This is a genomic window from Microbacterium terrae (genome assembly GCF_017831975.1).
GTDB classification, from domain to species: Bacteria; Actinomycetota; Actinomycetes; order Actinomycetales; family Microbacteriaceae; genus Microbacterium; species Microbacterium terrae.
In genome coordinates this window covers 1443493-1469744 of sequence record NZ_JAFDSS010000001.1, presented here as the reverse complement: position 1 = coordinate 1469744, position 26252 = coordinate 1443493, and the positions used below count along the sequence as shown (strand labels likewise).

The 26252-nt window shown below is 69.6% G+C and carries 25 protein-coding genes and 4 tRNA genes; 10 read left to right on the top strand and 19 right to left on the bottom strand.

The window, feature by feature from the left end; all coding sequences use genetic code 11:
• Positions 1 to 50 precede the first annotated feature (50 nt).
• The 9 genes from secF to pdxS form a co-directional block, all read right to left on the bottom strand.
• A complete protein-coding gene (gene secF / locus JOD63_RS06810; RefSeq protein WP_045276866.1) occupies positions 51 to 1043 on the bottom strand; it encodes a protein translocase subunit SecF in 993 nt (330 codons plus the stop codon).
• A complete protein-coding gene (gene secD / locus JOD63_RS06805) occupies positions 1043 to 2776 on the bottom strand; it encodes a protein translocase subunit SecD (RefSeq protein WP_045276865.1) in 1734 nt (577 codons plus the stop codon). The genes secF and secD overlap by 1 nt, the downstream gene beginning before the upstream one ends.
• 38 nt (positions 2777 to 2814) lie before the next feature.
• The gene (locus JOD63_RS06800) at positions 2815 to 3261 is read right to left on the bottom strand and encodes a preprotein translocase subunit YajC (protein ID WP_045276864.1); all 447 of its coding nucleotides are present in this window, start codon (positions 3259 to 3261) and stop codon (positions 2815 to 2817) included.
• Between the two features lie 82 nt (positions 3262 to 3343).
• Entirely contained in the window at positions 3344 to 4402 is a 1059-nt protein-coding gene (gene ruvB / locus JOD63_RS06795) for a Holliday junction branch migration DNA helicase RuvB (RefSeq protein WP_045276863.1), read from the bottom strand.
• Entirely contained in the window at positions 4395 to 5021 is a 627-nt protein-coding gene (gene ruvA / locus JOD63_RS06790; RefSeq protein ID WP_045276862.1) for a Holliday junction branch migration protein RuvA, read from the bottom strand. Before ruvA ends, ruvB begins: the two co-directional genes overlap by 8 nt.
• A 61-nt stretch (positions 5022 to 5082) precedes the next feature.
• On the bottom strand, positions 5083 to 5655 hold the full coding sequence (gene ruvC, locus JOD63_RS06785) for a crossover junction endodeoxyribonuclease RuvC (RefSeq protein ID WP_045276861.1): 573 nt from the start codon (positions 5653 to 5655) through the stop codon (positions 5083 to 5085).
• A gap of 71 nt (positions 5656 to 5726) precedes the next feature.
• Complete coding sequence (locus JOD63_RS06780; RefSeq protein WP_045276860.1) at positions 5727 to 6485, bottom strand: YebC/PmpR family DNA-binding transcriptional regulator; 759 nt, start codon at positions 6483 to 6485, stop codon at positions 5727 to 5729.
• Between the two features lie 45 nt (positions 6486 to 6530).
• Positions 6531 to 7124 carry a pyridoxal 5'-phosphate synthase glutaminase subunit PdxT gene (gene pdxT / locus JOD63_RS06775; RefSeq protein WP_045276859.1) on the bottom strand — a complete coding sequence of 198 codons (594 nt, stop codon included), beginning with the start codon at positions 7122 to 7124 and terminating at the stop codon, positions 6531 to 6533.
• 3 nt (positions 7125 to 7127) lie between these two features.
• Complete coding sequence (gene pdxS, locus JOD63_RS06770; RefSeq protein WP_045276858.1) at positions 7128 to 8018, bottom strand: pyridoxal 5'-phosphate synthase lyase subunit PdxS; 891 nt, start codon at positions 8016 to 8018, stop codon at positions 7128 to 7130.
• A 110-nt stretch (positions 8019 to 8128) separates the two neighbouring features.
• Between pdxS and JOD63_RS06765 the strand changes: the two genes are divergently transcribed.
• Positions 8129 to 9481 (top strand): aminotransferase class I/II-fold pyridoxal phosphate-dependent enzyme, encoded by a 1353-nt coding sequence (locus JOD63_RS06765; protein WP_045276857.1) that lies wholly within the window; start codon positions 8129 to 8131, stop codon positions 9479 to 9481.
• Positions 9482 to 9488: 7 nt separating this feature from the next.
• Positions 9489 to 10340: a pyridoxal kinase PdxY gene (gene pdxY, locus JOD63_RS06760; protein ID WP_045277044.1), complete on the top strand. Its 852-nt coding sequence runs from the start codon at positions 9489 to 9491 to the stop codon at positions 10338 to 10340.
• Between the two features lie 46 nt (positions 10341 to 10386).
• Here pdxY and JOD63_RS06755 read toward each other — a convergent pair whose 3' ends face one another.
• The 6 genes from JOD63_RS06755 to JOD63_RS06730 form a co-directional block, all read right to left on the bottom strand.
• A complete protein-coding gene (locus JOD63_RS06755) occupies positions 10387 to 10941 on the bottom strand; it encodes an HIT family protein (RefSeq protein ID WP_084613715.1) in 555 nt (184 codons plus the stop codon).
• Positions 10938 to 12947 (bottom strand): threonine--tRNA ligase, encoded by a 2010-nt coding sequence (gene thrS / locus JOD63_RS06750; RefSeq protein ID WP_045276855.1) that lies wholly within the window; start codon positions 12945 to 12947, stop codon positions 10938 to 10940. The genes JOD63_RS06755 and thrS overlap by 4 nt, the downstream gene beginning before the upstream one ends.
• Before the next feature lie 184 nt (positions 12948 to 13131).
• Complete coding sequence (locus JOD63_RS06745) at positions 13132 to 13644, bottom strand: glycine cleavage system protein R (RefSeq protein ID WP_045276854.1); 513 nt, start codon at positions 13642 to 13644, stop codon at positions 13132 to 13134.
• A 57-nt stretch (positions 13645 to 13701) separates the two neighbouring features.
• Positions 13702 to 13776, bottom strand: a tRNA-Val gene (locus JOD63_RS06740).
• Positions 13777 to 13802: 26 nt separating this feature from the next.
• Positions 13803 to 13876, bottom strand: a tRNA-Cys gene (locus tag JOD63_RS06735).
• Positions 13877 to 13928: 52 nt separating this feature from the next.
• A tRNA-Gly gene (locus JOD63_RS06730) sits at positions 13929 to 14001 on the bottom strand.
• Between the two features lie 153 nt (positions 14002 to 14154).
• Here JOD63_RS06730 and JOD63_RS06725 point away from each other — a divergent pair.
• A tRNA-Val gene (locus JOD63_RS06725) sits at positions 14155 to 14230 on the top strand.
• Positions 14231 to 14310: 80 nt separating this feature from the next.
• On the opposite strand, the gene JOD63_RS06720 is transcribed toward JOD63_RS06725, so the two are convergent.
• The 3 genes from JOD63_RS06720 to zapE all read right to left on the bottom strand — a co-directional run bounded on the left by JOD63_RS06720 (position 14311) and on the right by zapE (position 17477).
• Complete coding sequence (locus JOD63_RS06720; RefSeq protein ID WP_045276853.1) at positions 14311 to 14862, bottom strand: type II toxin-antitoxin system PemK/MazF family toxin; 552 nt, start codon at positions 14860 to 14862, stop codon at positions 14311 to 14313.
• A gap of 78 nt (positions 14863 to 14940) precedes the next feature.
• Positions 14941 to 16200, bottom strand: a complete 1260-nt coding sequence (locus tag JOD63_RS06715; protein ID WP_045276852.1) for an ammonium transporter — start codon at positions 16198 to 16200, stop codon at positions 14941 to 14943.
• A 245-nt stretch (positions 16201 to 16445) separates the two neighbouring features.
• Positions 16446 to 17477, bottom strand: coding sequence for a cell division protein ZapE (zapE, locus tag JOD63_RS06710; protein ID WP_045276851.1), 1032 nt, complete (start codon positions 17475 to 17477; stop codon positions 16446 to 16448).
• Positions 17478 to 17598: 121 nt separating this feature from the next.
• Between zapE and JOD63_RS06705 the strand changes: the two genes are divergently transcribed.
• Positions 17599 to 18495: a sulfurtransferase gene (locus JOD63_RS06705; RefSeq protein WP_045276850.1), complete on the top strand. Its 897-nt coding sequence runs from the start codon at positions 17599 to 17601 to the stop codon at positions 18493 to 18495.
• A 54-nt stretch (positions 18496 to 18549) separates the two neighbouring features.
• Positions 18550 to 18990 carry a SufE family protein gene (locus JOD63_RS06700; RefSeq protein WP_045276849.1) on the top strand — a complete coding sequence of 147 codons (441 nt, stop codon included), beginning with the start codon at positions 18550 to 18552 and terminating at the stop codon, positions 18988 to 18990.
• Between the two features lie 18 nt (positions 18991 to 19008).
• Here the strand turns inward: JOD63_RS06700 and JOD63_RS06695 are convergent, their stop codons facing one another.
• Entirely contained in the window at positions 19009 to 20211 is a 1203-nt protein-coding gene (locus JOD63_RS06695) for an alpha/beta hydrolase family protein (RefSeq protein ID WP_045276848.1), read from the bottom strand.
• Positions 20212 to 20236: 25 nt separating this feature from the next.
• Between JOD63_RS06695 and JOD63_RS06690 the strand changes: the two genes are divergently transcribed.
• The 5 genes from JOD63_RS06690 to JOD63_RS06670 all read left to right on the top strand — a co-directional run bounded on the left by JOD63_RS06690 (position 20237) and on the right by JOD63_RS06670 (position 26197).
• Complete coding sequence (locus tag JOD63_RS06690; RefSeq protein WP_045276847.1) at positions 20237 to 20827, top strand: DUF3000 domain-containing protein; 591 nt, start codon at positions 20237 to 20239, stop codon at positions 20825 to 20827.
• Positions 20820 to 22019: a ribonuclease D gene (locus tag JOD63_RS06685; RefSeq protein WP_045276846.1), complete on the top strand. Its 1200-nt coding sequence runs from the start codon at positions 20820 to 20822 to the stop codon at positions 22017 to 22019. The genes JOD63_RS06690 and JOD63_RS06685 overlap by 8 nt, the downstream gene beginning before the upstream one ends.
• A gap of 72 nt (positions 22020 to 22091) precedes the next feature.
• Entirely contained in the window at positions 22092 to 23297 is a 1206-nt protein-coding gene (locus JOD63_RS06680; RefSeq protein WP_045276845.1) for a thiolase family protein, read from the top strand.
• Between the two features lie 6 nt (positions 23298 to 23303).
• Positions 23304 to 25448, top strand: a complete 2145-nt coding sequence (locus JOD63_RS06675; protein WP_045276844.1) for a 3-hydroxyacyl-CoA dehydrogenase NAD-binding domain-containing protein — start codon at positions 23304 to 23306, stop codon at positions 25446 to 25448.
• A gap of 71 nt (positions 25449 to 25519) precedes the next feature.
• Positions 25520 to 26197, top strand: coding sequence for a TetR/AcrR family transcriptional regulator (locus JOD63_RS06670; protein WP_045276843.1), 678 nt, complete (start codon positions 25520 to 25522; stop codon positions 26195 to 26197).
• The last annotated feature ends 55 nt before the right edge of the window (positions 26198 to 26252 follow it).

Below are 26252 nucleotides of genomic sequence, written 5' to 3'. Positions count from 1 at the left end.
TGAGCTCCCCTCCGCCGGACGTCCTCATCCTACGCCCGCGCGTCACCCGGTCAGACCGGCGTGACAGCGAGGGCGCGGGCGGCGAGCAGCCGCTCGTCACGCGCCTTGATCGGCGCCTCGTTCTCGCGGAAGAGCGAGTACAGCGGCGCAGCCACGAAGATCGTCGAGTACGCCGCGACGATCGTTCCGACGAAGATCGACAGCGACAGGTCGGTGAGCGTCTGCGCGCCCACCCACACCAGGCCGATGAAGAGGATCGCCCCCGTCGGGAGGACCGCGACGACGGTCGTGTTGATCGAGCGCACCAGCGTCTGGTTGACGCCGAGGTTGACGGATTCGCCGAACGTGCGACCCGACACCTCGCCGTCCTCGCTGGTGTTCTCTCTGATCTTGTCGAACACGACCGTCGTGTCGTACAGGGCGTACGAGAGGATCGTCAGGAAGCCGATGACCGCCGCGGGCGAGATCTCGAAGCCGAACAGCGCGTAGACGCCGATCGTGATGACGAGCACGTCGACGAGGCCGATGATGGCCGAGACCGACATCTTCCAGGTGCGGAAGTACAGCGCGAGGATGAGGAAGGTCAGCGCGAGGAAGATCGCGAGGCCCCACAGCGAGGTGCGCGTGACGTCCGCTCCCCAGCTGGGGCCGATGAACGAGTAGCTCACCTCCGACGGGGGCACATCGTAGGCCTCGGCGAGGGCGGCCGAGACCTCACGGCTCTCGGCGTCGGTCATCTGGTCGGTCTGCACGCGGACGGTGTCTTCGCCGACGGTGACGACCTTCGTCACGGCGTCGGGCACGACGGACTGCACCGCCTCGGTGGCCGGTGCCTGGTCGACCGGCGTCGCGACGCCGCTGACGGTGAACTGCGACCCGCCCGTGAACTCGATCGAGAACTGCATCGGGCGGAAGACCGGCACGAGCGCCGACCCGATCACGAGGATCGCGGCGATGAGGAACCACAGCTTCCGTCGTCCGATGAACGGGATCGACGTCTTGCCGGTGTAGAGGTCGTTGCCGAACTGGCTCATGGAGCGCATCAGTCGTCACCCTCCTGGGTGTTCGTGCCCGGTCTGCCCGCATCGGCCCCCGACGCGGCGAGTTCCGCCTGCTTGCGCTCGGCGATGGTCTGGCGCCTGGCTGCCTCGCCTCGCGACTTCGCCTGACGGCGCGCAGCGCCGGCCGACACCGCGGCTGCCGGGGCGCGGAACTGCGCGCGGCCGCGGTAGACGGCGCCGAGAGCTGCAGGGTCGAGTCCGGACAGCGGATGCCCCGACCCGAAGAACCTCGTGCGCGCGAGCAGCTGCAGCACCGGGTGGGTGAACAGGATGAAGATGAGCACGTCGATCGCCGTCGTGAGGCCGAGCGTGAATGCGAAGCCCTTCACCGTGGAGTCGGCGAGGATGTACAGCACGATCGCCGCGAGGATGTTGATCGACTTCGAGATGTAGATCGTGCGCTTCGCGCGCGACCAGCCGTCCTCGACTGCACCGGTGATGGTCTTGCCGTCGCGGAGCTCGTCGCGGATGCGTTCGAAGTACACGATGAACGAGTCCGCAGTGAAGCCGATCGTGACGATGAGGCCCGCGACACCGGCGAGCGACAGGCGGAAGCCCATGCGCCAGCCGAGGATGCAGAGCGTGATGTAGGTCAGCACCGCCATCACCGCGAGCGACGCGATGATGATGAAGCCGAGTGCCCGGTACACGATGAGCGAGTAGATCGCGACGAGCGCGAGACCGATGAGGCCCGCGATGAGGCCGATCTGCAGCTGCTGCGAGCCGAGCGTCGCCGAGATCGAGTTGGAGCTCTCGACGGTGAAGCTCAGCGGCAGGGCGCCGTACTTGAGCTGGTCGGCGAGGACCTTGGCGGTCTCCTGGGTGAAGCTTCCCGTGATGCTGGGGTCGCCGGTCAGGATGACCGCGTTCATCGAGGGAGCCGAGATCACGTAGCCGTCGAGCACGAACGCGAACTGGTTCTGCGGCGAGGTGGCGCCGTAGAGGCGCTGGCTGATCTCACCGAAGATGGTGGTTCCCTCGTCGTCGAAGCTGAGGTTGACCGCCCACTGGCCGTTGCTCTGCTGCAGGCCGAAGGTCGCGTCGTCGATCGACGAGCCGTCGAGCTCCACCGGACCGAGGATGTACTTCGCCGAACCATCGGCCTCGCACGTGATGAGCGGCTGGTCGGCAGGCTCGGTGGCGGGGTCGTTCGACGGCGCGTCGCAGTCGTAGGCGAGGAACTCGGCCTGGAGCGCCGGGGTGATCCACGCCAGGTCGCTGGCGTCGGTCGGCTCCGCGGTGGGCGTGGCCTCGAGCGTCGGGTCGGGCGTCGGGAACGGGGTCTCCGCTCCGTCGTCGCCGACGTACGAGGTCACGGGCGCGCCCGTGTACAGCACCGGACGCAGCTGGAGCTGCGCCGACGCCTCGATGCGCTGACGGGTCTCCTCGTCGGCCTCACCGGGGATCGAGACCACGATCTGGTTGCCCGACTGCGTGGTCACCTCGGCCTCGCCGACGCCCGAGGCGTCGACGCGCTGACGGATGATCGTGACGGCCTGGGCCATCTGCTCCTCGGTCGGCTGCGCGCCTTCCTCGGTCTGCGCCTCGAGGACGATCTGCGTCCCGCCCTGCAGGTCGAGCGCGAGCTCGGGAACCCACGAGCTCTGCTGGAACACGTACACGCCGAGCGCGTTGATGCCGAACAGCACGGCGGTGATCGTGATCAGACCGGTGAGCGCGCGCCACGCATGCCGGACGGGGGTGGATGTCGCCACGGAATCAGCTTTCTGAGGGGGCCCGAACGGGCGGGAAGTCAGGCCTGGGGCTTGGTGCCGGTCTCGCTGTCGCCGTCGGCGTCAGTGGCCGGGGCGTCAGCGACGACCGCGTCGTCGGCCGATGCGGCGACGGGCTCCTCAGCGGGCAGGTCGTCGTGCGAGCCGTCGAGCGCGGGCTCGGCTTCGACGGCGGCCGTGGGCGTGACCACGCGGAGGATGGCCTGGCTGTGCACCTTGATGTCGACGCCCGGGGCGATCTCGACGACCGCGGGCTGGTCGAGGTTCTCGGGGTCGTAGGCGACGATCGTGCCGTACAGGCCGCCCTGCAGCAGCACTTCGGCGCCGGGAACGGTCTGGCGTGCGCGCTCCTCCTGCTCGACCTTCTGCTTCTGCATGCGACGACGCGAGCTCCAGAACATGAAGATCAGGAGGGCGACCAGCAGGAGGATGAGACCGTACTGCTGGAAGAACGTGGCGAAGTCCATGTGCTGGAGGCACCTTTCGGGTCAGGCGCGCGCCGTGGCGGCGGTGCCTTGGAGGAGGGGGGTGGGCTGAAGCCTCCAGCGATTATAGGTCATGCAGTCCCAGCACCGACTCCGGGTGCCGGGCGCCCAGGTGCGCGTACGCATCGGGGGTGGCGATACGGCCGCGGGGGGTCCGGCCCATGAATCCGATCCTCACGAGGTACGGCTCGACGACCGATTCGATCGTCTCGCCCTCTTCGCCGACCGAGACGGCGAGCGTGCTGAGCCCCACCGGTCCGCCGCGGAATCGGTGCACCAGGGCGTCGAGCACTGCCCGGTCGAGGCGGTCGAGACCGATCCGGTCGACGTCGTACAGCTCGAGAGCCGCGTTCACATCGGCCTGCGTCGCGGTGGGACCGCCGCGGGGCCCGGTGGAGGCGCGATCCGCACCCCCGTGCACGAGTGCGTAGTCACGCACCCGGCGCAGCAGACGGTTCGCGATGCGGGGTGTGCCGCGCGAGCGGCGCGCGATCTCGGCGCGTGCGTGTGCGGGCACACCGACGCCGAGCATCGTGGCCGAACGCTCGACGACCTTCTCGAGCTCGTCGGGCTCGTAGTACTCCAGGTGCGCGGTGAACCCGAACCGGTCGCGCAGCGGATTGGGCAGCAGGCCGGCGCGCGTCGTCGCGCCGACGAGGGTGAACGGTGCGAGATCGAGCGGGATGCTGGTGGCCCCGGCTCCCTTCCCGACCATGATGTCGATGCGGAAGTCCTCCATCGCGAGATACAGCATCTCTTCCGCGGAACGCGCCATGCGGTGGATCTCGTCGATGAACAGCACCTCGCCCGGCGTGAGGCTCGACAGCAGCGCCGCCAGGTCTCCGGCGTGCTGGATCGCCGGCCCCGACGACAGGCGCAGGGGCCTCCCGCTCTCGTGGGCGACGATCATCGCGAGGGTCGTCTTGCCGAGCCCGGGAGGCCCGGAGAGCAGGATGTGGTCGGCGGGGCGATCCTGCATGGCAGCGGCCTCGAGCAGCAGCTGCATCTGCGCGCGCACCTTGTGCTGCCCGACGAACTCCGCGAGCGACGCAGGCCGCAGCGCGCCTTCGACGGCGAGCTCGATCTCGTCCTGCGCCTGGGCGGGATCGCGGGGCTCATCCACCGGCGGGCTCCTTGCGGGCCGGTCCGAGCGTGGCGAGGGTGAGGCGCAGCAGCGCCGACACGTCGCCGCGCTGCGCATCGGTCGCGGCGTCGACCACGGGCGCTGCGGCCTCGGCGGCTACGCGCTCGCTCCAGCCGAGCCCGACGAGCGCCGCCACGACCTGACCGACGACGGCCGCAGCGGCGGGCGCGCCGGGGGCGGCACCGGCCGCGGCAGTCGTCACCTGGAGCTTGCCGGCGAGCTGCACGACGATGAGCTTCGCAGTCTTCGGGCCGATGCCCGACACCCGACGGAACGGGGCGTCGTCGTCATCGGCGACGGCCTGCGCGATCTGGTCGACGGTCAGCGTCGCGAGTACTCCCAGTGCCGACTTGGGGCCGACGCCCGACACGCTGATCAGCTGGAGGAAGACGAGAAGCTGGTCGCGCTCGGCGAAGCCGAACAGCGACAGTGCGTCTTCGCGCACGACGAGGTTCGTGTGCAGGACGATGTCGTCGCCGACGTGGAACGTGCGCGACAGCTGCGGCGTGACGGCGACCGAGAAGCCGACGCCACCGACGTCGACGATGACGACATCGGGTTCGAGGTGCAGCACACGGCCGCGGAGCGACGAGATCATGCTGAGAGCCTAGAGGCGGCTTCGGACATTTGTTCGAGCGACACGCGCTGCCGCCCGGGCGTCATCGGCGAGCGAGCCTCTCGGCGTCGGCCCAGGCCTGCTGCGCCGGCGTGAGCGGTGCGGACGCCGCGGCTCCCGCCGAGCTCCCGCCTCGCCAGGCGTGACACAGTGCGAGGGCCAGCGCGTCCGCGGCGTCGGCGGGCTTGGGCAGCGCATCGAGGCGCAGCACCCGCGCGACCATCGTCTGTACCTGGATCTTGTCGGCGGCGCCGTACCCGGTGACCGCGGCCTTCACCTCCGACGGGGTGTGCGTGGCTGCGGGGATGCCGCGCTCCCCCGCGATCAGCAGTGCGATGCCGCTCGCCTGCGCGGTACCCATCACCGAGGTGCGGTTCTGCTGCGCGAACACGCGCTCGACCGCGACGACGTCGGGCGAATGGGCGTCGAAGACCTCGCGGAGGCCCGCGGCGATCGCGGCGAGCCGCTCGGCGATCGGCCAGGACGGGTCGGAGCGGACCACGCCCACGTGCACCAGCTTCGCCGATCGGTCGGGTGCGACGTCGACGACTCCCACACCGCACCGGGTGAGGCCGGGGTCGACGCCGAGCACGCGCAACGGGGAACGGGATGCCACTCCCCCACGCTAGACGCGTGCGGGGCGCGCCCTCATCAGGCGCGCCCCGCACGGCGGACTCACGAGTCGGTCTACTCGTCTTCCTCGAGCTCCGCCTGCACCTCGGGTGAGAGGTCGAAGTTGCTGAAGACGTTCTGCACGTCGTCGCTGTCTTCGAGGGCGTCGATGAGGCGGAAGATCTTGCGCGCGGTGTCGGCGTCGATCTCGACCTTGAGGTTCGGCACGAACTCGACGTCGGCAGACTCGTACTCGATCTCGGCCTCCTGCAGCGCGGTGCGCACGCTCACCAGGTCGGTCGCTTCGGTGACGACCTCGAAGCCCTGCGCGTGCGGCTCGACCTCTTCGGCGCCTGCCTCGAGCACCGCGAGCATCAGGTCGTCCTCGGTGGCGCTCTCGCTCGAGACCACGATCACGCCCTTGCGGGTGAAGTTGTAGGCGACGCTGCCCGGGTCGGCGAGGGTTCCGCCGTTGCGCGAGAGCGCGGTGCGCACCTCTGCGGCGGCGCGGTTCTTGTTGTCGGTCAGACACTCGATCATGAGCGCGACGCCGTTGGGGCCGTAGCCCTCGTACATGATCGACGTGTACTCGACCGACTCGCCGCCGATTCCCGCACCGCGCTTGATCGCACGGTCGATGTTGTCTTTGGGGACCGACGTCTTCTTGGCCTTCAGGACCGCGTCGAACAGCGTCGGGTTGCCCTGGAGATCGGGGCCGCCGAGCTTCGCAGCCACTTCGATGTTCTTGATGAGCTTGGCCCACGATTTGGCACGGCGAGAGTCGATGACGGCCTTCTTGTGCTTCGTCGTGGCCCACTTGGAGTGTCCGGACATGGTGACGATTCTAATGACGCCGGGGACGCCGCACGCCGCGGGACGTCAGAGGCCGCGCACGAGGTCGAGGAACAGACCGTGGAAGCGGTGCTCGCCGGTGACCTCCGGGTGGAACGCGGTGCCGAGAAGGTTCCCCTGTCGCACCGCGACGATGCGTTCGTCGTCGAGCTGTGCGAGCACGTCGACGGCAGGCCCCACCTCTTCGACGAGCGGTGCGCGGATGAACACGGCGTGCACGTCGGGCTCGCCGAGAGCGGGGACGGCCAGGTCGACCTCGAACGAGTCGACCTGGCTGCCGAATGCGTTCCGCCGCACGCGCACGTCGAGGCCGCCGAACGTCTCCTGTCCGGAGATCCCGTCCGTGATGCGGTCGGCGAGGAGGATCAGGCCGGCGCAGGTGCCGTAGACGGGCATCCCGTCGGCGATCGCTTCGCGGATCGGATGCTGCATCCCGAAGGTCCGTGCGAGCTTGTCGATGACGCTCGACTCGCCGCCCGGGATGACGAGCCCGTCGACGGCCGCCAGTTCGGCGGGACGCCGTACGAGGGCGACGTCCGCGCCGAGACCGGAGAGCACCCGGGCATGCTCGCGCACATCGCCCTGCAGGGCGAGCACGCCGACGCGAGGACGTGCGGTCACGGATTACCAGCCGCGCTCGGCGAGGCGGTGCGGTGCCGGCAGATCGCTCACGTTGATGCCGACCATGGCCTCGCCGAGGCCGCGCGACACATCGGCGATGACGGCGGCGTCGTCGTAGAACGTCGTGGCCTTGACGATCGCGGCGGCGCGCTGGGCGGGGTTGCCCGACTTGAAGATGCCCGAGCCGACGAAGACGCCGTCGGCGCCCATCTGCATCATCATGGCCGCGTCGGCGGGCGTCGCGACGCCGCCCGCCACGAAGAGCACGACCGGGAGTTTGCCGGTCTCGGCGACCTCGGCGACGAGGTCGTAGGGAGCCTGCAGCTCCTTCGCCGCGACGTAGAGCTCGTCCTTGGTCATCGAGCGCAGCACGTTGATCTCGCTCGTGATCTTGCGGATGTGCTTCGTGGCCTCCGACACGTCGCCGGTGCCCGCCTCGCCCTTCGAGCGGATCATCGCCGCGCCCTCGTTGATGCGACGCAGCGCCTCGCCGAGGTTGGTGGCGCCGCACACGAAGGGGACGGTGAAGTTCCACTTGTCGATGTGGTTGACGTAGTCGGCCGGCGAGAGCACCTCGGACTCGTCGATGTAGTCGACGCCGAGCTGCTGCAGCACCTGCGCCTCGACGAAGTGGCCGATGCGGGCCTTCGCCATGACGGGGATCGAGACGGCCTCGATGATCCCGTCGATCATGTCGGGGTCGCTCATGCGCGAGACGCCGCCCTGGGCGCGGATGTCGGCGGGCACCCGCTCGAGCGCCATGACGGCGACGGCGCCGGCGTCCTCGGCGATCTTCGCCTGCTCGACGGTGACGACGTCCATGATGACGCCGCCCTTGAGCATCTCGGCGAGGCCGCGCTTGACGCGGCTGGTTCCGGTGTCGGCAGAGGTCACGGTGGTTCCTTCCGGGAGTGCGCGCAGATCCCGCGCAAGAGAATCGGACAATACGTAGCATTGACCTAGGCCAAAAGATAGCATGAGCCCGACCTAGACTCGGGAACGCGATGAACGGTGACATGACGCTGCAGATCAACGGACGCACGGCCTCGGAGATCGCCGACAGCCTGCGCTCGCTCGTGGAACGCGGTGCGCTGCGACCCGGCGACGCGCTGCCCTCGGTGCGGGCCCTCGCCGAGACGCTCGGGGTCAACCGCAACACGGTCGTCGCCGCCTATCGACAGCTCACGCAGGCCGGAGTGGTCGTGACACGCGGACGAGGCGGCACTCTCGTCGCCGACCGCTCCCCCGTGGCGCTCGAGGGCTTCGCCGCCGACAGCGTGCTCCGCGACATTGCGACGGGGAATCCCGACCCGACCCTCATCCCCGATCCGACACGGGCGCTGGCCGCCGTCACCGGGCGCCCGGTGCTGTACGGCGAGCCCGTCATCGACCCCGCCCTCGAGGAGTGGGCGCGGGAGTGGATGCTCGAGGACCTCGACGCCGCCCGGATGCGGCTCACGATCACCAGCGGCGCGGGTGACGCCGTCGAGCGGCTCCTCGCCCAGGCGCTCACCCGCGACGACGCCGTTGCGCTCGAGGATCCATGCTTCCTCACGAGCATCCACACGATCCGCGTGGGCGGCTACCGGCCCGTCCCGGTCGCGGTCGACGACGAGGGCATGACCGTGGAAGGGCTGCGCGCGGCGCTCGCGCAGGGCGTGCGTGCAGTCATCTGCACCCCGCGAGCCCAGAATCCGTCCGGCGCGAGCCTCAGCGCGCGGCGCGCTCACGACCTGCGAGCGGTGCTCGCCGAGCATCCGTACGTCCTCGTCATCGAGGACGACCACTTCTCGATGCTGTCGCAGCAGCATTTCCACTCGGTCATCGGCCCGGCGCAGCGCCGCTGGGCGCGCATCCGATCCGTCTCGAAGTTCCTCGGCCCCGACATGTGCCTCGCCGTGACGGCATCCGACCCCCAGACCGCCGACGGTCTGGCGATGCGGCTCACCCCGGGGACCACGTGGGTGAGCCACCTCCTGCAGCGGCTCGCGCTCGCCCTGGTCACCGACCCGGGCGTCGGTGACGCCATCCGCCGAGCAGGCGAGCACTACGCGCGGCAGAACGCGGCGTTCGCGGCGCGCCTCGACGCCCGCGGGATCCCCGCTTCCCCCGGTGACGGGCTCAACCTGTGGGTGGCGCTGCCGGTTCCCGCCCGCGCGGTCTCGGAGCAGCTGATGCGCCGCGGATGGCTCGCCCGCAGCGGCGACGAGTTCTCGCTCGGGGCAGACGCCTCCTCGCTCCGGCTGCGTCTCACCGTGCACGATCTGTCCGACGACGACGCCGACCTGCTCGCCGACGACATCGCGGCCGCGGTGCGTGCTGCCGGCGGACGGACCCGCATGGCCGAAGTGGGATGATCGATCGGTGAAGATCCTCTCGATCCAGTCCGCCGTCGCCTACGGTCACGTCGGAAACTCCGCGGCCGTGTTCCCCCTGCAGCGCATCGGGGTCGAGGTGCTGCCGGTCTACACGGTGAACTTCTCCAACCACACCGGCTACGGCGCCTGGCGCGGCCCGCTCATCTCCCCCGACGACGTCCGTGAGGTCATCACCGGCATCGAGGAGCGCGGTGTGCTCCCGGGGATCGACGTCGTCCTGTCGGGCTATCAGGGCGGCGAGGGCATCGCCGAGGTGATCCTCGACGCCGTCGCCCGGGTGAAGGCGGCGAATCCCGCCGCGGTCTACGCCTGCGACCCGGTGATGGGGAATGCGAAGAGCGGATGCTTCGTCGCCGCGGCCATCCCGATCCTCCTGCGCGATCGTGTCGTTCCCGCAGCCGACATCATCACCCCCAATCAGTTCGAGCTCGGCTTCCTCACCGAGACGGAGCCCGCCGACCTCGAGTCGACCCTCGCCTCGGCCGACCTCGCGCGCGCGATGGGGCCGAGCACGGTGCTCGTCACCAGCGTCGAGCGGCCCGAGCGCCCCGAGGGGACGATCGAGATGCTCGCCGTCACCGACGAGGGCGCTTGGATCGTGCAGACCCCGCACATCCCGATGAAGGCGAACGGCTCGGGCGACGTCACTGCGGCGCTGTTCACCGCGCACTATCGGGCATCGGGTGACGCGGCAGACGCACTCGCCCGCACGACGTCGAGCGTATGGGATCTCCTGTCGCTCACGCACGCGTCGGGCGAGCGTGAGCTGCAGCTGGTCGAGGCGCAGGAGTCCTACGCGCACCCGCGGATGCAGTTCGCCGTCGAGCAGGTGCGCTGAGGCGTTTCGTCTCGCCGCGCTCGCTCGACGACCCGGACGATGCGCGTCAGCGGGCCGGCCAGGCCGCGCTGACTGCCTCGCGCACCTCGCCGAGCAGCTGCGGCAGGGCCTTGGTGCGCGCGATGATCGGGAAGAAGTTCGCGTCCGACGCCCACCGCGGCACGATGTGCTGATGCAGGTGCTCATCGACGCCCGCGCCGGCGACGGCGCCCTGGTTCATGCCCAGGTTGAAGCCGTCGCACCGTGAGACCTGCCGGAGCACGCGCATGCCCTGCTGGGTGAGCTCGCCGATCTCGGCGACCTCTTCGGGAGTCGCCTGATCGTAGGTCGCGATGTGCCGGTAGGGGCACACCAGCAGGTGTCCCGAGTTGTACGGAAACAGGTTCAGCAGCACGTAGGCGGTCTCGCCGCGCGCGACGATGAGTCCGTCCGCGTCGGACTTGCGGGGTGCCGCGCAGAACGGGCATTCGTCGCGCAGCACCTGCGGCCCCGCCTGGATGTACGCCATCCGGTGCGGGGTCCACAGCCGCTGGAAGGAGTCGGGCACGCCGGCGAGGGCGGCGGCATCCTCCACCGGCTCCCCCGCCGGCGCCCCGCTCACGCGAGGTCCGCCGCGGTCTCGACGAGCGTCTTGTCCTCGATCGCGGCGAGGATCAGCGCCACCGCGTCATCGACGGGCACGCCGTTGGTCTGCGTTCCGTCGCGGAAGCGGAACGAGACGGTGCCGCCTGCGCGGTCCTGCTCGCCGGCGATCAGCTGCAGCGGAACCTTCTGCGTGGTGTGCGTGCGGATCTTCTTCTGCATGCGGTCGTCGGAGTGGTCGACCTCTGCGCGGACGCCCTCCGCCCGCAGACGGGCGACGATCTCGTCGAGATAGTCGCCGAACTGCTCGGCCACGGGGATCGCGACGACCTGCACCGGCGAGAGCCACACCGGGAATGCGCCGGCGTAGTGCTCGAGCAGGATCGCGAAGAACCGCTCGGCCGAGCCGAACAGCGCGCGGTGGATCATCACCGGACGGTGCTTCTCGCCGTCCGAGCCGGTGAACTCGAGCTCGAACCTCTCGGGCAGATTGAAGTCGATCTGCACCGTCGAGAGCTGCCAGGTGCGCCCGAGGGCATCCTTGGTCTTGAGATCGATCTTGGGGCCGTAGAAGGCGGCTTCACCCTCGACCTCGGTCAGCTTCAGGCCCGACGCCTGCGCGACGCGACGCAGGGCGTCGGTGGCCATCGCCCAGTGCTCCTCGTCGCCGATCCACTTTTCCTTCTCGTCGTCGCGCATCGAAAGCTCGAGCTCGAACTCGGTCAGACCGAAGTCGCGGAGCATGGTCAGCACGAAGTCGAGCACCTTCTCGGCCTCGCCCTCGAGCTGGTCGGGGGTGACGAACAGGTGCGAGTCGTCCTGGGTGAAGCCGCGCACGCGGGTGAGGCCGTGCAGGGCTCCCGAGAGCTCGTACCGGTACACGGTGCCGTTCTCGTAGAGACGCATCGGAAGGTCGCGGTAGCTGCGTGCCCGCTCCTTGTAGATGAGGATGTGCATCGGGCAGTTCATCGGCTTGAGGTAGTAGTCCACCCCGGCCTTGGTGATCTCGCCCGCTTCGTCGCGCTCCTCGTCGAGGTGGATCGGGGGGAACATCCCCTCCTTGTAGGTGACGAGGTGGTTCGACTTGATGAACAGGTCGCGCTTGGTGATGTGCGGCGTGTAGACGTAGGTGTACCCGCCCTCGCGGTGGCGCTTCAGCGCGTGCTGCTCCATCTCCTGACGGATGATGCCGCCCTTGGGGTGCCAGACACTCAGGCCCGAGCCGATCTCGTCGGGGAACGAGAACAGGTCGAGCTCTTTGCCGAGCTTGCGGTGGTCGCGCTTGGCGGCCTCCTCGAGGCGCAGCTGGTAGGCGCGCAGCTCGTCCTTGGTGGGCCACGCGGTGCCGTAGATACGCTGAAGCTGCGGGTTCTTCTCGCTGCCGCGCCAGTACGCGCCGGCGATGCGGGTGAGATCCCACCCGTTGCCGATCATGCGCGTGCCGGGCACGTGGGGTCCGCGGCAGAGGTCCTTCCAGACCGTCTCACCGTCTCGGTTCACGTTGTCGTAGATGGTGAGCTCGCCGGCGCCCACTTCCACCGAGGCGCCCTCGGTCTTGTCGGCACCGCCGCCCTTGAGGCCGACGAGCTCGAGCTTGAACGGCTCGTCGACGAGTTCGGCGCGCGCCTCGTCGTCGGTGACGACGCGGCGGACGAAGCGCTGGCCCTCGCGGACGATCCGCTCCATCTCCTTCTTGATCGCCTTGACGTCTTCGGGGGTGAACGGGTCGGCGACGCCGAAGTCGTAGTAGAACCCGTCGGTGATGGGCGGTCCGATGCCGAGGTTCGCCTGCGGCTTGATGCGCTGCACCGCCTGTGCGAGGACGTGGGCGGTGGAGTGGCGCAGGATGCTGAGCCCGTCGGGGCTGTCGATGGTCACCGGTTCGACCGTGTCGGTCTCGACGACGATCGTGGCGAGATCCTTCAGCTCGCCGTTCACGCGCAGCGCGACGACGGAGCGGTCGGGATAGAGGGCGAAGCCGTCCGCGGGGAACGGGACGGCGGGAGGAATGACGGCGTCGGTCACGGGAACTCTCTCCTGGGGATGGCTCGGATCAAGGCTACTCAGCTTCGGACGCGCGCCGCGCCCCGCCCGCTCAGGCGCCGAGCGTTCGCGTGCCGGTGCAGGTGACGAGGGTCACCGCAGTGCGCCGGACGAGTTCCATGCCCGAAAGCTTAGTCGCCCCGTGCTCGGAGAGACCCATCCCGGCTCAGCCGACGGTGAGGTCGACCTGGATCTCGCCGGCGAGGCGTTCGAGGTCGGTCTTCGCTGCGGCGATGTCTCCGGATGCGCCGCCGACGTGAGCGACGACCGTCGCCTCGAACAGCACGCCGCCCGACATCGGCGCGTCACGCGTCTCGCTGGTGAACCGGTCGATGCTCAGGCCGTGACGGGCGAGTGCGCTCGTGACCTCCCGCACGATTCCGGGCCGATCGTTGCCGAGCATCGTGAGCGTCAGCTGCTCCCCCGCGGGCGCCGCGGCCTCCTCGGCACCGGCGTGCGGGGTGATGTGCAGCATCCCGTCGAGGCCGCGCAGCGCGTCGGTGAGCGCGGCGACGGAGTCGTCGGGCACCGAGACGAGCACGATCCCCGCGAAGGAGCCCGCCAGTTCGGCGAGTTCACTGCGCTCCCAGTTGCCGCCGTGCGCGGCGATCAGATCGGCGAGGGCCTGGACGAGTCCGGCGCGGTCGTCTCCGACCACCGTGAGCACGAGCTTCGACATGGGGCCGAGCCTAGCGCGGCGACGAAAGAACCCCCGGCCGGGGCCGGGGGTTCGGGGTGGTGCGCGATACTGGGATCGAACCAGTGACCTCTTCCGTGTCAGGGAAGCGCGCTACCGCTGCGCCAATCGCGCCTGTACAGGCTCTTCAGTTGATGGAGTGGAGGTGGCGACGGGATTCGAACCCGTGTAAACGGCTTTGCAGGCCGGTGCCTAGCCGCTCGGCCACGCCACCGTGTGGTTTGACCCCACGTGCCGTGATCCCCCGACGGGGATCCCTGCACTCGAGCGGATGACGAGACTCGAACTCGCGACCCCAACCTTGGCAAGGTTGTGCGCTACCAACTGCGCTACATCCGCATTTCATCTTCCGGATCTCTCCGGCGACTTGAAAGACATTACCTGATTCCCACCCGTGTGCAAAACCGAGCGCGGCCCGCGCGTGTCCCACCGGGAGTGGTCGGGACCCCGCTCGGCATGGGCTAGTATCGGTAGTCGTCCCCTTGGGACAACGGGCGATTGGCGCAGTTGGTAGCGCGCTTCCTTCACACGGAAGAGGTCATCGGTTCGAGTCCGGTATCGCCCACCACACGGCCCCGCTTCGGCGGGGCTTCGTCGTCTGTCAGGCCGGTGTCTCCTGCTCGGCATTCTTCCCCGCGCCGACGCTGCTCAGCCGGCGATCTCCCAGCCGTAGCGCTGGTGCAGCAGCGCGGCCACGCGCGTGAAGCGATCGAGGTCCAGTGCGGCTGCCTCCCGCCGCAGGCCGGCGACGTGGACGCTGTAGACCTGGTCGACGTCGACCCAGGATTCGCGCCCCTGCGCGTCCCAGGGGCCCGCACCGATGGCCAGGAAGTCCCGGTCGCCGTCGTGCGAGCGGGAGGTCAGCTTGACGGCGTAGACGCGCTCAGCGCTCTCGCGCGCGATGACGAGCACCGGACGGTCCTTGCCGCGGCCGTCGCGCTCGACATAGGGAACCCAGGTCCAGACGATCTCCCCCGCGTCGGCATTCCCATCGTGTTCGGGCGCATACGAGATCCGCAGGCCGCCTGGTGCCGGCGGGATGACCTCGATGGTCGCCGTGGTGCCGCTGCGGCCGGGACCGTCGCCGTGGACAGCCGCACCGGGGGCGACGCGAACCGCCTTCGACGGGCGCGCTGCCGGCTTTCGCGCGGATCCGAACAGATCGAGGATGGCGCCGAGAATGCTGCTGCGTCGGGTCACAGCATCACCCTACGGCGCACGGCGAAGGGCGCCGCGGTCGAAACCGCGACGCCCTCCGTCGTGCTGTGATGCGATGCGTCAGGCGCGCTCGTCGATGAGGTAGCCCTCTTCGCCGTGCACGACGGTGTCGACACCCGCGAGCTCGTCTTCGTTCTTGATGCGGAAGCCGATCGTCTTCTCGATCGCGAAGCCCAGGATCCAGGCGACGGCGAAGGAGTAGGCGAGCACTGCGATCGCCGCGATGGCCTGGATGGCGAGCTGCCCTGCGCCGCCGCCGAGGAACAGGCCGGTGCCGGTGGCGAAGAAGCCGAGGTAGAGCGTGCCGAACAGACCGCCGACCAGGTGGATGCCCACCACGTCGAGCGAGTCGTCGAAGCCGAGCTTCCACTTGAGTTCGACGGCCAGGGCGCACAGGGCGCCGGCGAGCACACCGAGAAGGAGCGCCCAACCGGGGGTGAGGAACGCACAGGCGGGGGTGATGGCGACCAGACCCGCGACCGCACCCGAGGCTGCACCGACCGACGTCGGCTTGCCGTCCTTGAGCTTCTCGATGATGAGCCAGCCGGCGATCGCCGCTGCGGTGGCGCCCAGCGTGTTGATCACGATGAGACCGGCCGCGCTGTCGGGGCCCATGAAGCCGTAGGTTCCGTCGCCGTTGGCCCAGTTGGCCTCGGCGCCGGCGTTGAAGCCGAACCAGCCGAACCACAGGATCGAGGCGCCGAGGAGCGTCAGCGGCACGTTGTGGGGCTTCTGGATGCCCTTCTGGAAGCCGATGCGCTTGCCGAGCACGAGTGCCAGGGCGAGCGCTGCAGCACCTGCGTTGATGTGGACCGCGGTGCCACCGGCGTAGTCGAGGACGAACAGCCCCGACTCCTCACCGAACAGGGCCGTGCCGAGGTTCATGATCCAGCCGCCGCCCCAGACCCAGGCTGCGACCGGGAAGTAGACGATGGTGGCCCAGATGCCGGCGAAGATCATCCACGAGCCGAACTTCGCGCGGTCGGCGATGGCGCCCGAGATGAGCGCGACGGTGATGATCGCGAAGGTCGAGCCGAACAGGGCGAGCACGAAGTCCGAACCCGCGAGCTGCGGGAAGGACAGTGCGAAGTTCGAGAAGGGGTTGCCGGCGAACGCCCACGGGTCGGTGACCGCGGTCATGTTGAACCCGTACAGGATCCACAGCACGCCGATCAGGGCCATCGCTCCGAAGCTCATCATCATCATGCTGACGACGCTCTTCGCCTTTACCAGTCCGCCGTAGAAGAACGCCACACCTGGCGTCATGAAGAGGACCAGGGCCGCAGCCGTGATTCCCCAGGCGAGAGTTCCGCTATCCATGAACATCCTCATCTGTTGTTGCTGAACACGTCCGCCGGTGCATTCGGGTGCTCGGGTCGGCGGTGTGCCCAGTTTGGCGAGGCGTCATTACGCGGGCGGGGGCACCCATGTTGCGGGTTTGTTACGGAGGCCCCGTCTGGGTAAACATCAGGTTTCGTGCAGGCGGGAGCGCGCCGCGAATGAGGGTGCGCGACCGGTGCGCGCGCTCATGCGCGAGTAGTGGCGCCCGACGAGCGGAGCGGTGTTCAGGCGAGAGTGGAGGCGACCAGGCGTGAGATCGCCCGCAGGTACTTCTTGCGGTACCCGCCGGCGAGCATCTCCTCGGGGAAGACGAGGTCGAGGCTGGTGCCGGTGGCGCGGATCGGGATCTGGGCGTCGTAGACGCGGTCGATGAAGGCGACGAAGCGCAGCGCGGCCGACTGATCCGTGAACGGTGCGACATCGCGGATGCCGACGGCGGCGATGTCGCCGATGAGTCGGATGTAGCGCGACGGGTGGACACGCGACAGGTGAGCGACGAGGTCCGCGAACGCGTCGTCCGAGACAGTCGCACCCGTCGAGAGCGCGGCGATCTCTGCGATGTACTGCTCCGGCGGGAGCACCGCCGCGTGCCCGTCGACTGCGCGATGGCGGAAGTCGGTGCCGTCGATGCGCATGGTCTGGAAGCTCGAGGCCATCGCGTGGATCTCGCGCAGGAAGTCCTGCGCGGCGAACCGGCCCTCGCCGAGGGCGTTCGGCGGGGTGTTCGAGGTCGCCGCCAGCCGTGTGCCGCTTCCGACGAGCTCGCCGAGGAGGCGCGTCATCACCATCGTGTCGCCCGGGTCGTCGAGCTCGAACTCGTCGATGCACAGCAGGTCCGCGCCGCGGAAGAGGTCGACGGTGTTCTTGTAGCCGAGGGCGCCGACGAGGGCGGTGTACTCGATGAACGAGCCGAAGTACTTCCGACGGGCGGGCATCGCGTGATAGATCGACGCCAGCAGGTGCGTCTTGCCGACGCCGAACCCGCCGTCGAGGTAGACGCCGGGTTTGAGCTCCGGACCGCGCTTGGCGCGGCGGAACAGACCGCCGCCCTTCGCGGGGGCCCCGCCGCCGGTGAACGCGATGAGGGTGTCCTTCGCCTCCTGCTGCGAGGGGAACGCGGCATCCGCCCGATATGTGTCGAAGGTCGCGCCCGCGAACTGCGGCGGCGGCACGAGCGCCGCGACCATCTCGGCGCCGCTGAGCTGCGGCGTGCGGTCCGTCAGATGGACGATGCCGGGGGCTGCTGCTGCGGTCATGCGCTGATCCTGTGTCGGAGTCTTACGGGGGCGGGACGCACCACTCCCCCGGAATCTAGGGTGAGAGGGACGCTTCAACCCTAGCCGTCGACCCCACCCCGTCCTGACCGAGGAGCATCCGGTGTCCATCGAGTTCGATACGTCTTCCGCCAAGTTCGCCGAGTACGCCGATCCGGGCCGGCTCGTCACCGGCGACTGGCTCGAGGCGCGCCTGGGAACACCCGGCCTCGTCGTCGTCGAGTCGGACGAGGACGTGCTGCTGTACGAGACCGGCCACATCCCCGGGGCAGTGAAGGTGGACTGGCACACCGAGCTCAACGACCCGGTCGTGCGCGACTACGTCGACGGGGCGGGGTTCGCCGAGCTCCTCAGCCGCAAGGGCATCTCGCGCGACGACACCGTGGTCATCTACGGCGACAAGAACAACTGGTGGGCCGCGTACGCCCTGTGGGTGTTCTCGCTGTTCGGGCACGAGGACGTGCGCCTGCTCGACGGCGGTCGCGACGCGTGGATCGCCGCAGGGCGGCCGATCACGACGGATGCTCCGCAGCCCGCTCCGACCGACTACCCGGTGGTCGAGCGCGACGACTCGGTGATCCGCGCATACAAGGACGACGTGCTCTCGCACCTCGGCCGTGGCCCGCTCATCGACGTGCGCTCCCCCGAGGAGTACGACGGAACCCGCACGTCCGCGCCCGCGTACCCCGAGGAGGGCGCGCTCCGCGCCGGGCACATCCCGTCCGCGCAGAGCGTGCCGTGGGCGCGGGCCGTCGCCGAGGACGGCGGCTTCCGCACCCGTGCGGAGCTCGACGCGATCTACCGGGGCGGGGCCGGCCTCGCCGACGGCGACGCGATCGTCGCGTACTGCCGGATCGGCGAGCGGTCGAGCCACACCTGGTTCGTGCTGACGCACCTGCTCGGATTCGCGGATGTGCGCAACTACGACGGGTCGTGGACGGAGTGGGGCAGCGCCGTCCGCGTGCCCATCGTCACCGGTGCCGAACCGGGCGCGGCCTGATCACCGGGCGGATGCCCCGCCCGCGGCATCCGCGCCCGTGAAAGGATGGCCGCGATGACCGATTCCGCCCTGCCCGCCGCCCTCGCCGAGATCCGCGACGAGTTCCTCGAGCTGCCCGAGTCCGAGCGGCTCCAGCTCCTCCTGGAGTTCTCACGTGAGCTTCCGGATGTGCCGGAGGAGTACGAGGGGCACCCTGAGCTCGCCGAGCGCGTGGCCGAGTGCCAGTCGCCGGTGTACATCATCGTCGACGTCGCCCCCGACGGCACCGTCGCTATGCACGCCACCGCTCCCCCGGAGGCCCCGACGACGCGGGGGTTCGCGAGCATCCTCGCTCAGGGGATCACCGGGCTGTCGGCCGACGAGGTGCTCGCCATCCCGGCCGACTTCCCCCAGTCCATCGGACTCACCCGCGCCGTCTCGCCGCTGCGCATCGCCGGCATGACGGGCATGCTCATGCGCGCCAAGCGTCAGGTGGCGGCGAAGCGCACCGCCTGAGACCGGGCCTCGGCGCGGTCACTCCCCGACGAGATCGTGGCGACCGAGCCAGTCGGTGATCGACCGCGCCCAGCGGTCCTGGTCGTAGTTCCACAGCTTCGTGTGGCGCGCCACGTCGAACACCTGCAGCTCGACGAGGTCGGGACGCGCGACGACGAGGTCGTGCGATGCGTCGGACGGCACGAACCCGTCGTCGTCGCTGTGGAGCACGAGGATCGGATGCCGCAGCTCGGAAGCGCGCGCGAGGGCGTCGAGGCGGTCGAACGGGATGCCCGCACCGGAGCGGGTGAGCGGCGACGCCCAGTCGTGCTGCAGCGCCTCGATCGCGAGCGCGCTCACCAGGGGCGGCACGTTCAGCAGGCCTGCCTGGTAGTCGAGCACCAGCCGCCAGTCGACCACGGGCGAGTCGAGCACGAGGCCCGCGATGATGTCGCGGTGCGCGGAGCTGAGCGCGAGCTGCAGGGCGATCGCACCGCCCATGGACCACCCCATGAGGATCACGCGCGTGGCGCCGCGGCGTCGCGCGAACCCGATCGCGGCATCGACGTCGCGCCATTCGGTGGCGCCGAGCGCATAGGTCCCCGCGCGGCTGCGGGGCGCTTCTCCGTCGTTGCGGTACGACACCAGCAGCGAGGTGATGCCGAGGCTGTGGAACAGCGGCACCGCTCGTAGGCACTCGGCACGGTTCGTGCCACGGCCGTGCACCTGGATCACCCAGGTGTCGCCCTCGCCCGCGGGGAACAGCCACGCCGGGCAGGGTCCGACCGCCGAGCCGATCAGCTCGGGAGAGAACGGCAGGTGCAGCTCTTCGGGGTGCGAGTAGTACCAGCCGCTGAACGCCGCGTCCGGTGACAGGCGCGAGGTGGACCCCACGTGGGTGAGGAGCTTGCGGGTCACGCTGCGCGCGTCCTCCGCCAGCACCGACCCGACCTTCACGTAGTCGGCGGTGCCGGTCGTGAACAGGCCGTAGCGGCCGGGGAGTTCGGTGTCGGGCGTGCGCGACAGTGTGATCGTCTGCGCGCCGGTGTCGAGCGCGAGGATGTGCGTGTCGGGCACGCGCGACGCGGGGGTGACCACGCGGCGGGCCATGTGGGCCGACGCGACGCCGAGCGCTGCGAGCACGCCGGTGAGCGCCACGCCGATCACCGCGAGAGCGGTCCGGATGCCGGTGACGAGAGCGGGGGATGCGCCGCGGGTCGCGGCGCGCCTGGAGGCGACCATCGAGGCCTCACTCTAGTCTGTCCGCGTGGCTGCGCTCCGACCTCCCGTGTCTCCGGCCTCGTTCGACGACGCCGCGGCGCAGGTGCGCGCCATCGCCTTCCGCACCGACTTCGTCGTGCGCGAGATCGCCGCTCCGACGGGCCTCGCCCCGCACGCGATCGCGCTCGCGGGCGACGTGCGACCCGACGAGGAGGGCACCGACTCCGCGTACGGCACGGGGCGCTTCATCCTGCTCCATGACGACGGCGAGCCGGCGGCGTGGAACGGCGCATGGCGCATCGTCTGCTTCGCCCAGGCTCCACTCGAACCCGACATCGGCGTCGACCCCCTCCTGGCGGACGTAGCCTGGTCATGGCTCACCGACGCTCTGCGGTCGCGCAATGCGGACCTGCACTCGGCGTCGGGAACCGCGACCAAGACGCTGTCGAAGGGATTCGGCACCCTCGCCTCCGAGGGTGACGGCGCTCAGATCGAACTGCGCGCGTCGTGGTCGCCGGGTGGGCCGCTCGGTCCGCACGTGGAAGCATGGGCCGAACTGGTGTGCATGTTGGCGGGCCTCCCGCCGGGTTCGGAAGGAATCACAATGCTCGGATCGCACAGGTCGCCGCGTGGCTGAGTACGACGTCATCGACGATGTCGCCGAGGCGTCGCGGGCCGCCGAGATCATCGCTGCGGGAACGGGCCCGGTCGCCGTCGACGTCGAGCGCGCCTCGGGGTTCCGCTACTCGCAGCGGGCGTACCTGATCCAGGTCTATCGACGCGGTGCGGGCACGTTCCTGTTCGATCCGCCGCCGATCGGCGACTTCACCGCGCTGCAGCAGGCCATCGGCGACCAGGAATGGGTGCTGCACGCGGCGAGCCAGGATCTGCCGTCGCTGCGCGACGAGGGTCTGGTGCCCCCGCGCATCTTCGACACCGAGCTCGCCTCGCGCCTGCTCGGACACGCACGCGTGGGTCTCGCGGCAGTGGTCGAGGACACTCTGGGCATCACGCTGGCCAAGGCCCACTCGGCGGCGGACTGGTCGACCAGGCCGCTCCCCCAGTCCTGGCTCGAGTACGCCGCCCTCGACGTCGCGCATCTGATCGACGTCCGCGACGCCCTCGTCGCGGAACTGGAGGAACAGGACAAGACCGGGTTCGCCGCGGAGGAGTTCCACGCCGTACTCACCCGCGAGCCCAAGCCTGCGCGCGAGGAGCCGTGGCGGCGTCTCAGCGGACTTCACACGGTGCGGGGCCGGCGGTCGCTCGCGATCGCCCGTGCGCTGTGGAACGCCCGCGAGGACTATGCGCGTGAACAGGATGTCGCTCCCGGACGGCTCGTGCCCGATCGCTCGCTCGTCGCCGCAGTGATCGCCGATCCCGCGTCGAAGCAGGCACTCGCCGCGGTCAAGGACTTCACCGGCCGCGCGAGCCGCAGTCAGATCGACCGCTGGTGGGGTGCGATCGAAGCCGGCCGCGCGGAGACCGCGCTTCCGCTCGAACGCGCGAGCTCGGGTGACACACTCCCCCCGCCGCGCGCGTGGGTCGACCGCAACCCCGAAGCCGCTGCGCGTCTCAAGGCGGGTCGCGCCGGCGTCGAAGCGCGTGCAGAAGAGCTGGGGATGCCCACCGAGAACCTGCTCACCCCCGAACTGCTGCGGCGTGTGGCCTGGGCCCCGCCCGCCGAGATCGACGCGGCATCCGTCGGTTCGGCACTCGCGGGCCTCGGCGCCCGCGCGTGGCAGGTTGAGGAGACCGCACAGGTGATCGCCGATGCCTTTGTCGATTCCGTGCAAGAGGTTTCGAGCGCGTCCGAAGCGGCTTCGTAGGTTTCCCCCACCCGGTTCGGACGCCTCCGTGGCCGTCCGTAGGCTGGCGGAAACCCTAGTGTTGGAGGCAGAGTGGCCGAGATTTCGGACGTCTACTTCGTCGATGGAATGCGCACCCCGTTCGGGCGCGCCGGCGAAAAAGGCATGTACTGGAACACCCGTTCGGACGATCTCGCGGTCAAAGCGACGATCGGCCTGTTGGAGCGCAACGCGAACGTACCCAAGGACCGCATCGACGAGGTCGCCATCGCGGCGACGTCGCAGACCGGGGATCAGGGACTGACGCTCGGACGCTCCGTGGCGATCCTGGCGGGTCTGCCGCAGACCGTCCCGGGCTTCGCGATCGACCGCATGTGCGCGGGTGCGATGACCAGCGTGACGACGATGGCCGGTTCGATCGGCGTCGGGATGTACGACGTCGCCCTCGCGGGCGGTGTCGAGCACATGGGGCACCACCCCATCGGCGGCAACGCCGACCCCAACCCGCGCTTCGTCGCGGAGCGGATGGTCGACCCGGGCGCGCTCAACATGGGCGTCACTGCCGAGCGCATCTTCGACCGCTTCCCGCACCTGACCAAGGAGCGCTCCGACCGGTTCGGCATGCTCAGCCAGCACAAGGCGCAGGCGGCGTACGACGCCGGCAAGATCCAGCCCGACCTGGTCTCCGTGGCCACGAAGGACGCCGACGGCTCGTGGGGCCTCGCGACCGAGGACGAGGGCCGACGCCCGCAGACCACGATGGACGACCTCGCCGCGCTGAAGACGCCGTTCCGGCCGCACGGACGCGTCACCGCCGGCACCTCCTCTCCCCTCACCGACGGTGCGACCATGTCGCTGCTGGCAGGCGGGGGCGCCGTGAAGGAGTTCGGCCTCGCGCCGAAGATGCGGCTCGTCTCGTTCGCGTTCGCGGGCGTGCAGCCCGAGATCATGGGCATCGGCCCGATCCCCTCGACCGAGAAGGCGCTGCGCAAGGCCGGTCTCTCGATCGCCGACATCGGCCTGTTCGAGCTGAACGAGGCGTTCGCCATCCAAGTGATCTCGCTCCTCGACCACTTCGGCATCGCAGACGACGACGCGCGGGTCAACCAGTGGGGCGGCGCGATCGCGCTCGGACACCCGCTCGCGGCATCCGGTGTTCGTCTCATGATCCAGCTCGCGGCGCAGTTCGCGGAGCGTCCCGACGTGCGATACGGCCTCACCGCGATGTGCGTGGGTCTCGGCCAGGGCGGCTCGGTCATCTGGGAGAACCCGCACTACGACGGCAAGAAGCGGAAGTAAGCAGCGATGACGAACTACGAAGAGATCGACTTCTCCCCCATCCTCGCCATGACCGAGGGCGAGGTGATCACCCACTCTCGCGTGCGGGACATCCGCCTCGCCTCCGGCAAGGTGCTCGCCCTCGTCACGCTTGACAACGGCCGCGACCACACCCGGCCGAACACGCTCGGCCCCGCCACGATGTTCCAGCTCGGCGAGACGCTCGCCGGCCTCGCCGCCCGCGCCGCGGCCGGCGAGATCCAGGCCGTCGGCATCACCGGGAAGCAGTACATCCTCGCCGCGGGCGCAGACCTCTCCGACATCACGAAGGTCGGCTCGAAGGAAAACGCGCGCCTGGTCGCGCAGCTGGGTCACAAGGTGTTCGGCCAGCTCGCCGAGCTCGGCGTGCCGGCGTTCGCGTTCGTGAACGGGCTCGCGCTCGGCGGCGGTCTCGAGATCGCCCTGAACTCGACCTATCGCACCGTGGATGCCTCCGCTGCGGCGATCGCGCTGCCCGAGGTGTTCCTCGGCATCATCCCGGGCTGGGGCGGCGCGTACCTGATGCCGAACCTCATCGGCATCGAGAACGCCCTCGAGGTCGTGATCTCGAACCCGCTGAAGCAGAACCGCATGCTGAAGCCTCAGCAGGCGTACGACTACGGGATCGTGGATGCGATCTTCCCCGCGGCCAACTACCTCGAGGACTCGCTGACGTGGGCCGACGGCGTGCTCAGCGGCACGATCAAGGTCGACCGCAAGAACGAGCCCGGCAAGATCGAGCGCCTCACCAAGTGGCCGATCGCGATCAAGATGGCGCGCGGCATGCTCGAGTCGAAGATCGGCACCGTGCCGAAGTCGCCGTACGCCGCGCTCGAGCTCCTCGACAAGGCGAAGAGCGGCACCAAGGCCGACGGCTTCGCCCGCGAGGACGAGGCGCTGGCCGAGCTCGTGACCGGCGATCAGTTCGCGGCATCCATGTACGCCTTCGATCTCGTGCAGAAGCGCGCCAAGCGCCCCGTCGGCGCCCCCGACAAGGCCCTGGCGAAGAAGGTCACCAAGGTCGGCATCATCGGTGCGGGGCTCATGGCGAGCCAGTTCGCCCTGCTGTTCGTGCGCAAGCTCCAGGTGCCGGTGCTCATCACCGACCTCGACCAGGCGCGCGTCGACAAGGGCGTGGCGTACATCCACGACGAGATCGGCAAGCTCGAGGCGAAGGGCCGGCTCGACGCGGATGCCGCCAACCGGCTGCGTGCGCTCGTCACCGGCACGACCGACAAGTCGCTCTACGTGGACTGCGACTTCGTCATCGAGGCGGTCTTCGAAGAGGTCGGCGTGAAGCAGGCGGTGTTCGGCGAGATCGAGCAGATCATCGCCGAGGACGCCATCCTCGCGACCAACACCTCGTCGCTGTCGGTGGAGGAGATCGGGTCGAAGCTCGCCCACCCGGAGCGCCTCGTCGGCTTCCACTTCTTCAACCCGGTGGCGGTCATGCCGCTCATCGAGATCGTGAAGACGCCCTCGACGTCGGAGGCCGCGCTGTCGACCGCGTTCGTGGTGGCGAAGGGTCTCGGCAAGAACGCGGTGCTGACGGCCGACGCACCGGGCTTCGTCGTCAACCGCGTTCTCGCCAAGGTCATGGGCGAGGCGGCGCGCGCCGTCTACGAGGGCACCCCCGTGGCCGACGTCGAGAAGGCGTTCGCGCCCCTCGGTCTGCCGATGGGTCCGTTCCAGCTCATCGACCTGGTCGGCTGGAAGGTCGCCGCCCACGTGCAGGACACCATGGTGCGCGCCTTCCCCGACCGCTTCTACGCGAACGAGAACTTCCACGCGCTCGCGGAGCTGCCGGAGGTCGTCGAGAAGGACAAGGGCGGTCGCGTGACCGGCTGGACGAAGGCAGCCGAGAAGGTGCTGAAGCCCGTCGTGGGTTCCACCCCCGCATCGGCGGCGACCATTCTCGCCCGCGTGCAGGACGGTCTCGCCCAGGAGATCAAGGCGATGCTCGACGAGGGCGTGGTGCCCGAGGTCGAGGACATCGACCTCTGCCTCATCCTGGGTGCCGGCTGGCCGTTCATCGACGGCGGCGCCTCGCCGTACCTCGATCGCGAGGGGGCGTCGGAGCGCGTCTTCGGCGACACGTTCCACCACCCCGTGATCCGCGGAATCGGCAGCTGATCCGTTCCTGATGCGAAGGGCGGTCCTCCTCGGAGGGCCGCCCTTCCTCTTTGTCGCGGTATCCTCTGAACATGTTCAGTTCGGATGCTCCGTCCCAGACCAAGAGCGAGCGCACTCGGGCGCAGATCCGGGGCGTCGCGGTGCGCTCGTTCCGCGAGCGCGGCTACGACGCGACGACGATCCGCCTCATCGCGCAGGAGGCCGGCGTCTCGGTCGGCACCACCAACTACCACTTCGCGTCGAAGAACCATCTGGTGCAGGAGCTCTATCTCGACGTGCAGGAGGCGCACCGCGATGCCGCCGGGCCGCTGCTGGCGGCATCCGACGATCTCGTCGACCGACTCGGGATCGTGTACCGCACCGGTCTCGATCAGCTCGGGGCCTACCATCCGTTCGCGCCGGAGTTCCTCTCTGCCGCGGTCTCCCCGCGGTCGCCGATCAACCCGCTCTCCGACGAGTCAGCCCCCGCGCTCGCGATCGTCGAGGGTCTCTTCCGCGAGGCGGTCGACGGCGCGAAGAACCAGCTGCCAGAGGAGTTCCGCGCCGGGCTCCCCCACGCGCTCGTGCTCGGCCATCTGCTGCTCGCCCTGTTCTGGGTGTACGACCGCTCCCCCGGGCAGAAGCGCACGCGTGCGCTGCTGGATCGCGGGCTGCGCCTCCTGCGTCTGGCGCTGCCGCTGACGAAGGTGCCGCTGCTGCGCGCACCGCTGCGCGAGCTGCTCGACCTCGTCGCCGAGGTGAAGGCATGAGCGCGCCCGTCTGACCGGTCAGGCCGAGCCGGCGCCAGCACCGCGCCGGCAGGCC